General features: G+C 47.4%; 13 protein-coding genes. 7 read left to right on the plus strand and 6 right to left on the minus strand.

The features are described 5' to 3' along the window. Positions 1–140 precede the first annotated feature (140 nt). From nirD to QUA74_RS07825, 4 genes are all read left to right on the plus strand, one after another. Positions 141–500 carry a nitrite reductase small subunit NirD gene (nirD, locus tag QUA74_RS07810; protein ID WP_333326733.1) on the plus strand — a complete coding sequence of 120 codons (360 nt, stop codon included), beginning with the start codon at positions 141–143 and terminating at the stop codon, positions 498–500. Between the two features lie 217 nt (positions 501–717). Continuing rightward, positions 718–2811, plus strand: coding sequence for a HEAT repeat domain-containing protein (locus QUA74_RS07815; protein ID WP_333326735.1), 2094 nt, complete (start codon positions 718–720; stop codon positions 2809–2811). 300 nt (positions 2812–3111) lie between these two features. Then, on the plus strand, positions 3112–3642 hold the full coding sequence (locus QUA74_RS07820) for a peptidoglycan-binding protein (RefSeq protein WP_333326737.1): 531 nt from the start codon (positions 3112–3114) through the stop codon (positions 3640–3642). A 232-nt stretch (positions 3643–3874) separates the two neighbouring features. Further along, positions 3875–4957, plus strand: coding sequence for a patatin-like phospholipase family protein (locus tag QUA74_RS07825; protein ID WP_333326739.1), 1083 nt, complete (start codon positions 3875–3877; stop codon positions 4955–4957). Between the two features lie 50 nt (positions 4958–5007). Here the strand turns inward: QUA74_RS07825 and QUA74_RS07830 are convergent, their stop codons facing one another. The 3 genes from QUA74_RS07830 to QUA74_RS07840 all read right to left on the minus strand — a co-directional run bounded on the left by QUA74_RS07830 (position 5008) and on the right by QUA74_RS07840 (position 7628). Continuing rightward, a complete protein-coding gene (locus tag QUA74_RS07830) occupies positions 5008–5160 on the minus strand; it encodes a hypothetical protein (protein WP_333326741.1) in 153 nt (50 codons plus the stop codon). 57 nt (positions 5161–5217) lie between these two features. After that, the gene (locus QUA74_RS07835; RefSeq protein WP_333326743.1) at positions 5218–6924 is read right to left on the minus strand and encodes a pentapeptide repeat-containing protein; all 1707 of its coding nucleotides are present in this window, start codon (positions 6922–6924) and stop codon (positions 5218–5220) included. Between the two features lie 287 nt (positions 6925–7211). Then, positions 7212–7628 carry a hypothetical protein gene (locus QUA74_RS07840; RefSeq protein ID WP_333326745.1) on the minus strand — a complete coding sequence of 139 codons (417 nt, stop codon included), beginning with the start codon at positions 7626–7628 and terminating at the stop codon, positions 7212–7214. A gap of 254 nt (positions 7629–7882) precedes the next feature. Between QUA74_RS07840 and QUA74_RS07845 the strand changes: the two genes are divergently transcribed. Together QUA74_RS07845 and QUA74_RS07850 are read left to right on the plus strand one after the other, a co-directional pair. Then, positions 7883–9652: a S8 family peptidase gene (locus QUA74_RS07845; RefSeq protein ID WP_333326840.1), complete on the plus strand. Its 1770-nt coding sequence runs from the start codon at positions 7883–7885 to the stop codon at positions 9650–9652. Beyond that, on the plus strand, positions 9649–9870 hold the full coding sequence (locus QUA74_RS07850; RefSeq protein WP_333326746.1) for a hypothetical protein: 222 nt from the start codon (positions 9649–9651) through the stop codon (positions 9868–9870). Before QUA74_RS07845 ends, QUA74_RS07850 begins: the two co-directional genes overlap by 4 nt. A gap of 414 nt (positions 9871–10284) precedes the next feature. On the opposite strand, the gene QUA74_RS07855 is transcribed toward QUA74_RS07850, so the two are convergent. Together QUA74_RS07855 and QUA74_RS07860 are read right to left on the minus strand one after the other, a co-directional pair. Next, positions 10285–11067, minus strand: coding sequence for an SDR family oxidoreductase (locus QUA74_RS07855; protein WP_333326748.1), 783 nt, complete (start codon positions 11065–11067; stop codon positions 10285–10287). A 223-nt stretch (positions 11068–11290) separates the two neighbouring features. Continuing rightward, positions 11291–12196 carry a nuclear transport factor 2 family protein gene (locus QUA74_RS07860; RefSeq protein ID WP_333326750.1) on the minus strand — a complete coding sequence of 302 codons (906 nt, stop codon included), beginning with the start codon at positions 12194–12196 and terminating at the stop codon, positions 11291–11293. Positions 12197–12381: 185 nt separating this feature from the next. Between QUA74_RS07860 and murG the strand changes: the two genes are divergently transcribed. Then, entirely contained in the window at positions 12382–13479 is a 1098-nt protein-coding gene (gene murG / locus QUA74_RS07865) for an undecaprenyldiphospho-muramoylpentapeptide beta-N-acetylglucosaminyltransferase (protein ID WP_445302131.1), read from the plus strand. Positions 13480–13549: 70 nt separating this feature from the next. Here murG and ureG read toward each other — a convergent pair whose 3' ends face one another. Beyond that, entirely contained in the window at positions 13550–14146 is a 597-nt protein-coding gene (gene ureG, locus QUA74_RS07870) for an urease accessory protein UreG (protein ID WP_333326752.1), read from the minus strand. Between the last annotated feature and the right edge of the window lie 22 nt (positions 14147–14168).

Consider the following 14168-nt stretch of genomic DNA (forward strand, 5'->3'; position numbering starts at 1 on the left):
CAGGCTCTGCCGGGGAATGAATTCCGGGAGGCTCTGCCTCCTTCCGCGAGGCATCCTAGAACCGTGAGGCATAGCCTCAAAACCTACGTTCTCAGGCAGAGCCAAGGAACTAGATTGAAGTAAACTAACAGGAAAAGAAAATGGTTCAATCATTATCGGTTTCCGATACAGTAACAACTTGGGTAGATGTGTGTTCTCTCGATGCGATCGCCCCTTATACTGGAGTTTGCGCTTTAGTAGCAGGCGAACAAGTGGCCATTTTCCGAGTGGGAAACGGGGATGAAGTTTATGCGCTTAGCAATTACGACCCGTTTAGCAAAGCTTTTGTTTTGGCGCGGGGAATTGTGGGCGATCGCAACGGCACTCTCAAAGTTGCTTCTCCCATTTACAAACAAAACTTTAGCCTTACTACCGGGCAATGTCTGGACGATGAAACGGTAAAAATTCCGACTTTTACGGTTCGGGTTGCTGCCGATCGCGTCCAAGTAGCTGTTAGCTAGATTCAGCGGCTTAATTGTTCGATCGCCATCCGCCACCACCTAACATTCCTGTGGGTGCTGGCGGATTTTGCATTGGGACGCTCCAGAGTCAGTATTTTTCGTATAAAATAGAGTCGATTGGCTCCATACTCCAGGCTCGGTCAAAAAAATCTAAACTAATACCGGAGCTGATGCGAGGATTGTCAATGCAAACAAACTTCAGGGGCAGGGTATCGGTATGTTGTTAAAAAAACTTGTTTCCGAAAATAATCCCCAGACTGTAGCAGAGTTAATCCATGCCCAACTCAAAATCGGTCAACTGACTTGGGGCGAACTCAACGCACAAATTTTCGGCCAGCACTGGCGGGACGCATCTTTGCACGAAGTCCTCAGAGAAATTGCAGCCAAGCTCGACAAAGAAACAGCGAGCGAAATTATAGAATATCTCACAGATCAAAACGGTCAACCAGAAAAATTTATTAATTTGTTTTTAGCAGCGCAATGCCTGTTAAAAGTTAAAAATGATGTTAATAAAAAAACAGAAAAAAAACTGTTAAACGCTTTAAAAAAGTTATCGCAATACGGTACGGGTTTCCTGATTCTTTATCAAAGCGCTCAAGAATTGCAGGAAACTTATCAAATTCGCAATCGATCGATCGCGGCGATCGCCCAAACTTGGAAAAACGACCCGCAAACCCTGCCTTGGCTGAAAATACTCGCTCACTCCAGCGACTGTGGCGAAGTCCGGGCCACAGCAGTCGAAGCAATAGCGCGTGGTTGGCCAGAGCAGCCAGAAATTTACCTGATGCTCAAAAACCTCGCCAAATCCGATGGAAGCTGGGCAGTGCGATCGACCTGTGTGCGAGAAATGGCTTGTGGTTGGTCAGACACGAGCGATACCTTGCCGCTGCTGACTGCCTTGGCTCAGTTTGATCAAAGTCCCGCAGTTCGCACCGCAGCACTCGAACAGTTAGCCTCTAATTGGCCCGATCGCACAGATACCTTGCTGCTGCTGAGAAACGCCGCCGAATCCGACGAAAATTTGGGAGTGCGAGTCGCAGCGTGGCAAGAAATAGCCAGACGTTGGCACAGCCTTTTAGGCACGGCCTCCCTGCTCAAAAACCTTGCCCAGACAGGAAGTTCTATCCTGCGAACCGTAGCGGTGCGGGAGTTGGCAGCGGGCTGGCCTGCTGCAGCCGACGTTTGCCTCTTGCTGAAAACCCTAGCCGAATCCGACAGCAGCAAAGAAGTGCGGACAGCAGCCTTAGAAGAATTGGCCTCGCACTGGCCCGACGAACCAGACATTTACCCGCTGCTGAAAACTAAAGCCGAGTCAGACGCGAGTTCGAGCGTCCGGCGCGCAGCAGTGCAAGCAATTGCCTCTGGCTGGCCCGCGAACCCCGAAACTCTGACTTTTTTGAAAAATATAGCATTGGGCGATAGCGACGCCGACCTGCGCGAAATAGCCCTAAAACAGATAGCCGCAGGTTGGCCCGACCACCCAGAAACCCTGCCCCTGCTGCAAAAAATAGCTGATTCCGAGGATTACTGGACTGTGCGGCAAGTAGTAGTGGAAGCTGTCGCCGCACTGGGGTCAGCCAGTCTGGAAGTCTTTGCTTGGTTGCAAAATCTCGCCGAGTCAGACAGACACCTCAACGTCCGAGAAACTGCCGTGGAACAGATCGCAAAACGCTGGTCTTACCGGGGCGAGACGCTGCCTTTCCTCAAAAGCCGGGTAGAGTGTGAGCATGATTCTCACCTGCTGAGCGTGCTGGTACGGGCGATCGTGCGGGGGTGGCCCGACGACCCGGAAACCTTGCCGTGGCTGAAAATTGAGCTCGATTCTGGGGAAGCGCTGGTGCGGCAAGCGGCGGTGCTTGAAATCGCTTACAACTGGCCAGACAACCCTGAAACTTGGATGCTGCTGGAGGCTAAAGCAGAGGGCGATGAGAGTCCCGCTGTCAGGCAAATGGCTTTGCAAAAGTTAGCGCGCGGGTGGACAAATCAGTCTCAAACTTTCGAGTGGCTGAAAATTAGAGCTCAAAAAGATGAAGATTCGCAGGTGCGGGCGATCGCCCTGGTAGAGTTAATGCGGGGATGGAAAGACGAGCCGGGAATGTTTGAGTTTTTGCGCGATCGAACTTTGAGCGATCCTGAAAATCAAAACGGTTCTTTTCCTTACAATCCCAGATTTACAGCACTCGAAGCGATTATCGAACATTATCCCGAAAATCCGGGAGTTGTGCCTTTGTTGCGATCGCTTGCAGTTTCCGACGCAGAAGAGCAAGTGCGGGCCTTAGCGGGTCGCCGGCTACGCAGCCAAGAGTGGTAAGTAGAAACAATCCTTTAGACACCTCGGAAAATTAATCATGCCTGCTCTTATTTCTGGAGTTTGAGGAAGCTCCAACTTTAGATGTTTAGGCATAACTTGTCTTCATTGCACTCTTAACATTCTTTCTGTATATCATTCCGGCGCAGCCGGAAGAGATATTAACAGTTAACACTGGGACTAACTCAAACGAGTGACACTCAAATGAGTGACACTCGAAAAAGTGACTGTGCATCCACAAATCCCACCAGTTATACCTGAAATATCAAACACCAAAACTTAAATGTTGAAAGGAACCACCTTATGTACACCGAAGAAAGAAGCTTGAACAATGAAACTATGGCTCTCGTCGCCGATACTACTTCTCAATCAACTCTGGCATTTGCTGAAACCACTGGAGTAAACAAACCCACATTACAAATGGGTTCAACAGGTCAAGCTGTCAAGGAACTACAACAGCTTCTATATCATTGGGGTTATTATTTCGGGCCGATTGACGGTATTTTCGGCGTCCAAGTTCAAAACGCGGTCAAAGGCTATCAACACCGCGTCTTTTTAAAAGAAGATGGGATTGTCGGCCCTATCACTTGGGAAGCACTATACTCTGGTGCACCTGTGAATATGCCGGTAGTCATGAAGGGCAGTTCTGGTAATGCTGTTAAAATTGTTCAGAATGTCTTGAAAATCAATGGATACTATTTCGGATTCATTGACGGATTCTTCGGGCCGATGACAGATGTAGCCGTGCGACAATTGCAACTGAGCAAGGCTTTACCGCAAGATGGAATTGTCGGCTACAGAACTTGGCACGCCCTCAGCAAGTTACCCCACTAATGACGGGTTGGATTCATATCTATTCCGGTTGCATAAGCGAAATAATTGTTGACTGTTGACTGTTTAGTCCGGAACCAAAAACTGAATGATTGAGTGTTAACTGTTGACTCGATTTTATTATTCCGATGCAACCGGAAACCATATGATGACGTTGGCTGTTGGTATTTTGATGCTGTATGAGTTAGTTTCAGTTTTGTTGACCATTTAAGCAATATCTAAAGGAGTACGTGTGATGGGTACTAAATTCAAGAGAAGAATTCTCTCAATTGATGGTGGTGGTATTCGGGGTATTATTCCTGCGATCGTTCTCAACTACATTGAAGAGCGCACAGGAAAACGCATAGCAACAATGTTTGATTTTATTGCAGGCACTTCAACAGGAGGAATTTTAGCACTGGGTTTAACTAGAAAGAACTCAGACTCTAGCATCAATCTTGAGCCAGAGTATACCGCTGGCGAACTTGTAAATTTCTATCGCAAATATGGACAAAAGATTTTTAATGAGTATGTTCCACTGGATTTTGATGATTTGCTACAACCCAAGCACAACCCAAAAGGTAGGCAACAAGTTTTAAAGGAGCTTTTAGGTGAAGCTAAGGTTGAAGAGGCATTACGAGAAATTTTCATACCGAGCTATGATATAGAACTCAGAGCACCAATTTTTTTTACAAGCAATCGGGACGCAGAGGAAATCGAAAGTTTTCATAGTCGCAAAGTATGTAGCGGATTCAAAATGTGGGAGGCAGCAATGGCAACTTCTGCAGCACCGACATTCTTTCCACCCTACCAACTCGAAACGGGACATAATACCGATGAGGGATATTACGCTTTGGTAGACGGCGGAATCTTGGCAAATAATCCTGCTTCACTTGCAATGATGGAGGCGATGATTTCTTACAAGAAAAAGACTGGTGAAGAATTACACCGTAAGGATACTCTTGTTGTTTCCTTGGGTACTGGCTCCCTCACTAAGAAATATAAGTATAAAGACGCAAAAAATTGGGGACAAATCAAATGGGCTCTTCCGTTACTTAACGTTTTTCTAGATGGTCAAAGCGAATCTGTTGCGTATCAGCTCAATCAGCTAATGGTGACTAAAGGAGACAAAGAAAATAACAGAAACTACTATCGTTTTCAACTTCAATTGAGTAGCGAGAATAGTCACGATCAAATCGACAACGCAAGTCCCAGTAATATTGATTACCTAGAGAACCGAGGTGAAAAACTGATTGAACACAGTAAGAAAGATTTGGATGAGTTGTGTAAGCTTTTGAAGGAGGAAACTGAACTATATTCTAATCAACCGGACAGTTAAATCGAGATCCGGTTGGAGGATTTTTAATGGGGGTAAGATTTTGTGTGTATTCATTCCCAAAAAAGGACGCTCGCAAACTGCACTGCTTCCCCCATTACCGAACACCGATCGCAATCCGAAGCTGTTTTCTCCCACGTGAGCAACTGTTCCCGAAAAACTTGGTATTGCTTGCGCCGCTGCACGATGCTTGCAGTTTCCGACACCGACAAGCAAGTGCGGGTATTAGCCGATCTCCGGCTGCAAGTGTTAACAATTAACTGTTAATCATTGATTAAAAGGGCGATCGCATACCGCACCGCTTCCCCCATCATTGAACAACGAACGCGATCGGAAGCCGTTTTCTCCCACCTGAGCAACTGTTCCCGAAAAGCCGGGTCTTGCTTGGCCCGCTGCACGATCGCCTGACTAATGACTTTCTTTTGAATCTGCTCTGTCGGGATACCTTGCTGCTTCAAATAATCCAACAGCCGCTGCACGCTTTCGGCGAATTTATCCGGCGTCTGAGACATCAAAATAAACGAAATTTGGCGCACCATTCGCTGGTAGATTTCCTGTCTTCTGAGCAATATTTCTTTGTGACTCGGCTCCGCCGCCGCACTGTTACTAGGAATAGCCAAGTCTAGCAAACCCAAAATTTCAGCGTCCTTGGCTAAAACCTTTTCCAACATATTTGGATAAAGCTCCAAAATACGATCGCCCAAAATCTTGCCGTTCACCAAACGGTTCGCGCTCAGCCTCAGTAAACTTTGTTCTCCCGCAGACTCAAAAAATTGAACGTGCAACTTAAGTTCGCGGCTCTCCAACTCCACTCGACGCATCGTAAAAACCAAAGCCTCCCAATTAGGAGATTCCGCAAAACACACCTTCACAATAGAACTGTCCTCTTGATGCTGCCGCCCCAATTCCCCAGACTCAAAATCGCGATCAACAGGAAAGCGATTTGCCGCAACTTTCGCAGTATAATCAAACTGAGTAAAAATATAGTTGCAGTCAACTCTCGACAGATCGACATCTTGAACTTGCCAATTTTGAATGCAGCAACCCGTAAGTTGGGCCCCCTCCAAATTCGTCCGAATCAAACGGCACTCAATCAAACAAGCTTCTCTTAAATCCGCCTCACCCAACATCGCATCCATCAAATAAGCGCCACTCAAATCAGCTTTCCGCAAATCTGCACTGCGTAAATTAGCTTCGCTCAAATCCGCCCGCAGCAAATACACTCCTTGCAGGTTAGCTCGCAGCAAAAGTGCCTTCTTAAAACTCGCTTTCAATAAATAAGAACCCGCCAGATTAGCTCGACTCAAATCAGCGTTATCCAGCACCGCCTCAGTCAAATCCGCCCCCGCCAGCACAGCTCGGTGCAAGTCAGCGCCTGTCAGATTTGCCGATCGCATTTGAGCGCCATTCAAGTCAGATTCAATCAAATTTACACCGATTAAAATTGCCGATCGCAAATTCGCTTCCACCAAATGCGCTTCCCGCAAATTAGCGCCCGTTAAATTAGCACCAACAAGACTGGCGCGGTTGAGATTGGCCTCCATCAATTCCGCCGCCATCAACTTCGCACCGTCGAGTTTAGCCCCGGCAAAATTAATTTGGTCAGATTTAACTCCTTGAAGATTAGCACCGCCCAAATCCGCTTCCGGGAACGCGGCCCAATTGAGCTCTGCGACTTCCAAACAAGCAAGGCGCAAATCCGCTTTAGCAAGATTTGCCCCGCTCAAATTTGCCCCGCTCAAATTCGCCCCGCTCAAATTCGCACTGCGGAGATCCGAGCGGCGCAAACAAGCCCCTATCAACTTGGCATTGCTCAAAAAAGACCAGCTCAAATTAGCACCGGTCAAGTTAGCACCAGTGAGGTCTATTTCTCGCAGGTTAACACCGCTTAAACTAGCGCCGCTGAGGTCAATGTGACCAAAGTTGCGCTCTCCCTGTTGATAGCGCTGTAAAAATTCTTGTGTTTGCATTCCGCAGGTTTGGGGGCTGGCAATTTAGCTGTTTTAGGACGCGCGGTTCAATAACTTTAACTCTAAGGTGTGCACGGAACACGATCGGGCTAGGCATGGGGAAACTACCTCTACTACTTACTGGCAGAACTCACGTCCTCCGGGTGATCCGTACCCCCTTTACCCTTATAGATAGCAGCTCAAAGGATTTGTTACGTAAGTTCTCTTTCTACTACCAGCTTGACAGACTTTTGTAACTTCAAGTAGCAGAGTTGATATCTGATACGCTGCCCCGTCGGAGAGTGTTTTTACCTAAAGCGCTGCAATTCTTGCTGCAAGTAGTTTCCCCATTTAGTCGCTAGAGGAATTTCTGTAAAAGGAACCTGCACCGCAGCAGCATCTTTCAACAAAAATTCGAGGGCGATTGGACTTCCCGAACTCGGCGGCGACTCTAAATCAACTGCCTGAGAGTTGACTAACAACCGCAGCGACTGCACGTCTTTTAAAGAAAAAGTTTGCAAATTCACAGGCCCGCTGCGAGTAGGTTTTCCCCAAGTTAAACTGTCTTCTTGCTGACCGAGTACAGCATAAATATCGTACTTGGCTTTAGCGAATTGTTCGGCCCAGACGCGATACGCTTCCAGCTTTTGATACTCGTTCCATCCAGCCCAAGCTAGAGAAATAAAAATTGCCAGCAGCGGCAGCCACATTAAACCTCTTTCCATGCAATACCCTTGTTGAAAATAGTCCAGGTTCTGTTTCTCATCTTCTCTCATGATACAATTAATTGAACTCCTCAAACTTGCTCTGCAATTTAAACTACAAATTAGAGCAATTTTTGTTCGAGCAACAGCCACCCCCGAAAACTACCAAACGCCCGCGTGCGAGATATCCACAAGCCGCAGCAAGGAAAACTGGCGCTGGCGGTGAAAATTGGGTTATTGTGGTGAACACGCCTTCCCTAAACGGACGATCGGCAATGAAAAAGTTTTTCCTTCTGTGCTTATTTTTAATCGGGCTCGGCTGGGCGATTTCTAATTTCCCAGGACTTGCTACTCAAGGCACTTACGACTCGATTGTGCTGGATTTCCGCGAAGATTTGGGTGCTGCTGAGATTGCGAAAGAAGTAAATGCGATCGCCCAACAGTACCAAGTGGCACCGCGACTCAACAGCGAATTCTCAGCGGCCGACAATGTATATGTAGTTAAGGGCGATCGCACTTTGCTAAACGCCCTGAGAAAATCGAATTTGGCTAAAGATACCGAATACATTGAACCGAACTTTGTCTACAGCGCTTTCGAGATTCCCAACGACCCCATGTATACCAAGCAGTGGAATCTCCGCAGCATCAACGTAGAATCTGCGTGGAACGAAACCAAAGGCAGCGGCACAACAGTAGCGATAATTGACACGGGTATTACTCCAGTCGCTGACTTAAAAGAAACCAAATTTGTACCGGGCTACGACTTTGTAAACGATCGCGCCGAAGCCTACGACGACAACGGCCACGGTACTCACGTCGCAGGTACTGTCGCCCAATCAACTAACAACAATTACGGCGTCGCAGGCATTGCCTACGAAGCAGCTTTAATGCCACTGAAAGTCTTAAGCGGCAGCGGTGGCGGCACGGTTTCTGACATCGCCGAAGCGATTAAATTTGCTGCTGACAACGGCGCAGATGTCATCAACATGAGTCTCGGCGGCGGTGGCGAAAGTCAGTTAATGTCCGAGGCGATCGACTACGCCCACTCTAAAGGCGTTGTGATCATCGCAGCCGCCGGCAACTCCGGCGACAGTTCCGCTTCCTATCCCGCCCGCTATCCCCACGTCATCGGCGTTTCCGCCCTCGGCCCCGACGACGAAAAAGCCTCTTATTCCAATTTCGGCGCAGGGGTTGATATTGCAGCCCCCGGCGGTTCTGAAATGGGCAAGATCCTGCAAAGTACGATCGACCCGGAAACCGGCGCAGAAGTCTTTGAAGGCTACCAAGGTACTAGCATGGCTTCTCCCCACGTTGCAGCCGTTGCAGCCCTTGTCAAGGCTTCCGGCATCACAGAACCAGACGAAATTCGCAGCGTACTCTTGCAGTCCTCGCGAACTGTCACTGAAGATCCGTTAAACCATTTTGGTTCAGGACACCTAGACGCAGCCGCAGCAGTTCAGCTAGCCCAGCGCGGACAAATCAACTTCCGCGATTTCTTCCGCTGGCTGCGCGATAACGGCTATCTCAACCCCCGCTTTTGGATTGACGGCGGTGCAGTGGCCCTGTTGCCTAAAATTGCAATGGTGCTGGGTTCTTACCTGCTGGCTTTCTTTATGCGGAATTATTTTCCGTTCCAGTGGACTTGGGGCTTTTCCGGCGGCTTGATGGCTGGTAGTTCTGGGTTCTTTTTCCTGCGAAACTTGTTTGTATTTGACTTGCCGCAGTGGCCGCTGCGGGTGATGGGCAGTTCTATTCCCGAACTCGGCGGTGCAATTAATGGCAGCAGTATGCTGAATCCATTTTTTGCTAGCGTTTTGATTCCTGGGATTTTGATTGCTTTACTGTTGGGACATCAACAGTGGAAGTGGATCGCGATCGCAATTTCGATCGGTTTTGCCAGCAGTTTAGCGGTGAATGCTTTTGTGTCTCCCACAGTCTGGGGATTGGGCACAGGTTTGGTATCACAAACATTTTTGATTGTCAATGCTTTACTGTGTTTCGGACTGGCGCGTTTAGCAATTAAAACAGAGGTGCGATCGGCATGAGTATTACTGTCAAGGGTGTAATTGAACGCAAAGGATTTGGCCCGGGCACTTGGGCTTTGGTGGGCGAAGATGGGGAAACTTACGAACTTAAGGATGCTGCTTCTGAGTTGAAAAAAGCTGGTTTGAAAGTCAGCGTTAAAGGTGAAGTCCGCAAGGATGTGATGACTTTTGCTATGATCGGCCCGGTTCTTGAAGTGCAGTCTTTTGAGGTGTTGTAGGTCGATCGACTAATCCAGCTTTCGAGCAAAAAAAACCCCGGCCAAAATTGGCTGGGGTTTATTAATCAGGGTGCATCTACTAATTTAATCTCCCGCCTCATATCACCTCTTTCAGGACACTTTGGCAGAATTTCCTATAATTTGTGGTGAGGGCGTGTGATCGCAAAAAAAAAACCGGCCAAAATTGGTCGGGAGTTAATTAATCAGGGTGCATCTACTAATTTAGTCTCCGGTTCGAGGTGTACCTGTTCCGGACAGTTTGGCAGAATTTTGGAGAATGTGTGGCTAAGGGTGCGATCGACAAAAAAAACCCGGCCAAAATTGGTCGGGAGTTAATTAATCAGGGTGCATCTACCAATTAAGCTTCCTGAGAATTCCAGCGCAATCCGGACACTTACCACTAAAAACTCAAAACTATTTTCGGTGAACCAGAGTTGCACTAGCTTGGTCTGTCGGAACTAGCAAGACTTCGCTAATATTGACGTGGGGCGATCGCGTCGCGCAAAAATACACCACATCCGCTACATCGTCAGCAGTCAGTGGTGTTAATCCTTGATAGACATTTTTGGCTTTTTCTGAATCGCCGTGAAACCGGACATTGCTAAATTCTGTTTCCACCAAACCCGGCTCTATTTCCGTCACCCGCACTGGTGTTCCCAAAAGGTCTTGTTTCAACCCTTCAGAAATAGCTCTCACTGCTGCTTTGGAAGCGCAATAAACATTGCCTTTCGGATAAGCTTGGCGGCCTGCTATTGAGCCGATATTCACTACATGGCCCCGTTCTCGGCTTACCATTCCCGGCACGATCGCGCGAGTCATGTAAAGCAAGCCTTTAACATTGGTATCAATCATTTCTTCCCAATCTTGGAAGTTGCCTTCGTGTAGTTTGTCTAAACCACGGCTCAATCCCGCATTATTAATCAGAATATCGATGTTTTTCCAGGCATCGGGAAGCGCAGCTATCGCCGCTTCGACTTGCGGGCGATCGCGCACGTCCAATTCTACCAAATAAATCTCGTTCGCCGACGCAATCGATTTTGTTTCTACAAGTTCGTTTGCCAGTCGATCGAGCTTTTCAAGACGGCGGGCTGCTAAAATTAGTTTGGCTCCACCTTGGGCGAATATCTTGGCACAGGCTGCTCCGATACCGCTACTCGCACCTGTAATGAAAACAATTTGATTTTGGATAGAAATCATTTTTAATAAGAAACAAGATGTATTAAGCGCAGAGGTCGCAGAGGACGCAGAGAGAAGAGGGAAGAGGGAAAAACTTAGTTTTTAGTTGGCATCAAATCAAGTTTGATCACTTAACCATAATTTATGTAAGGGCTGGTTTACCTGATTCTCTCATTTGTATTAGAGATTTTAATGAACCTGCCACTACATAAATTACCTACATAATCCATAACACCTACTTTTATTACTTGACAACCCGCAATCGCACACTAACCGTTGCAATTCCGCCTTGTCGCATCAAAACTGCTGAAACCCACCGATTTTCGGGCGTAGCCGGAGCTTTACCTACTTTAAAAATCCCCCCGGAATTTAGCAACTCCAGCTCGACTTCTGAGGAATTAAAAAAGGTTTTTTCGGTAATGGGTTCCTCCAAAACACTCCCTATTAAAATATCATCCCCGATCGGCTCTCGCACAATGGCATCAAAATGGTACTCTTCGCCCACCTTAACTTGATCCGGAAAATTCACTTGAATTGTGGGAGGATTTTGGCCAGAACTAAGCTGAGTTTGTTCTGCTAAAATCTCTTGACTAACTATTTTTTCACCTTCAAAGCGCTGCTGGGAACGGATGGTAGCTTTGAGACTTAATTCTCTGCCATCCTTTTTTTGAGTGCCGGCAATTGTAGTTATGGTTTCTGCAATAATCGCGCTACCTTCGGTTTTCCAAGATTTGATCTCGGTGCGGTAATTTAAACTCGGATATCGATCCCAGAGTTGGGTGAGGGCTTTTTCCATGATGCGGCTGTTTAAGCCATCAGAATGAGTGAAATTCGGGCTGTAAAATGCCATGACTGCTTTGACATCGCGCCGGTTGGCCGCTGCGTCAATTTCTGTTAGCACTTTTGTGAGTGCGGCAGGCGCATTTGCAGGGGTTTGGGCGATCGTTTGGGGAGTCGCCGCGATCGCACCGATCGCTCTTACTGCACTCGGATGCAGTACGCCAACACTTACCACTGTTAAACATAACAACATTTGAGCGATCGACTGCCCGCAGTTAAAGCCAAAAACGATCGCCCGATCGGCTTTTTCTTCCCGACGGCTGGAAAAATACTGAGATACACTTGGCACTAAATTCAAAAAATTACGCATTAGGTGATAATTTGGTTATCTGTCAGGAGTCGTGGCACAGGCAACTGTTCGCCTGCAACGAAAACTGACAACGGAAGGACGGACACGGCACAATCTAATTTTAGATTGCTGATTGAAAATTGGCTGAAACTGCCGGAATAATAAGCATAATAATCTAAAACCTCAAATATAAAATCGATTGACCTGTGGAACTTGTACTTGTAAAAGAAACAAAAACCTTGACAAAAGCCCCCCTCCGGTTGTTGGTTGCAGCTAGTGGCACTGGTGGACATTTATTTCCCGCGATCGCCACCGCTAGTCAGTTGAACGACTGTCAGATCGAATGGCTAGGAGTCCCAGACCGCATGGAAACCGAGTTAGTTTCATCCCTTTACCCCCTCCACACGATCGCCGTTGAAGGCTTGCAGCAGCGATTTGGACTCGGTACAGTGCGAATTTTGGGTGGACTCGCCGGCTCGATCCTTCAGGTGCGGAAGTTGCTCAAAGCGGGAAATTTTCAGGGAGTCTTTACTACGGGCGGTTACATCGCAGCACCGGCAATTCTGGCGGCCCGCTCTTTGGGTTTGCCGGTGATTCTCCATGAATCTAATGCAATTCCGGGGAAGGTGACACGCTGGTTTAGTCCTTTGTGCACTGCTGTGGCGATCGGATTTGAAGCAGCAGCCCAGCATTTACCCCGCGCCAAAACGGTGGTTGCTGGTACACCGGTGCGATCGCAATTCCTCGCCCCCCAACCTCTAAGTTTGCCAATTCCTGACAGTGTACCTGTAATTTTAGTCATGGGCGGCTCTCAAGGTGCTGTCGCAGTCAATAAGTTAGTGCGCGAGTGTGCTCCGGCTTGGTTTGAGGCAGGTGCTTGGGTAGTTCACCTCACCGGAAATAATGACCCGGATGCTGAGAGTTTGAAACATGAGCAATATTTGTCAATGCCATTTTACGACAATGTGGCGAGTTTGTTGCAGCGAGCAAATTTAGCAATTAGTCGATCGGGCGCGAGTGCTCTAACAGAATTAGCAGTGACGGCGGTACCTTCTATTTTAATTCCTTTTCCTCACGCCGCTGACGACCACCAAAGATTTAATGCGGAAGTATTTGCTAAAGCCGGCGCCGCCGTGGTATTCCGTCAAAGCGAACTGACAGCAGATGTGTTGCAAAGCAAAGTGTTGTATTTGTTAAGAGATTCCGAATATTTGGCAAAAATGTCTCAAGCTGCTGCTCAATTAGCCGTGAGAGACAGTACCGAACGTTTGGCAAATTTGGTCAGGCAATTGGTGGTGAGGTGATAGTTTTTAGGAGTTTTAACCGCAGATGAAGGCAGATTAACGCCGATGAACGCAGATGATGACTGATGTTTTACACGATATGGGAGCGGATGAATTTAACTACTGATTCTAATCCTTCTTTAGTCTTCAAGTTAGTAAACACAAAAGGCTTCTCCCCGCGCATCTTTTTAGCGTCCCGTTCCATCACGCCCAAATCTGCTCCCACAAAAGGGGCGAGGTCTATTTTATTAATTACTAATAAATCTGATTTAGTAATTCCTGGGCCGCCTTTGCGCGGAATTTTATCACCCGCAGCGACATCGATTACGTAAATTGTTAAATCTACTAACTCCGGGCTAAAAGTTGCCGCCAAGTTATCGCCGCCGCTTTCGACAAATACTAAATCTAAATCAGTGAATTTTTGTTCTAACTCTTCTATAGCTACTAAGTTTATCGAAGCATCTTCGCGGATTGCTGTGTGGGGACAGCCTCCCGTTTCTACGCCCAAAATTCGATCGCTCTCTAAAGCTTGACTCCGAACCAAAAACTGGGCATCTTCCTGAGTATAGATATCATTAGTAACAACCGCAATCTGGTATTGCTGTCGCAGCGCCTTGCACAAAGCATCAAGTAAAGCAGTTTTCCCTGAACCAACCGGCCCAGCAATTCCTACACGAAAAGCACCCATAGCGATTTTAGATTTTAGATTT

It is taken from the genome of Microcoleus sp. LAD1_D3 (assembly GCF_036702135.1).
Taxonomy (GTDB): domain Bacteria; phylum Cyanobacteriota; class Cyanobacteriia; order Cyanobacteriales; family Microcoleaceae; genus Microcoleus.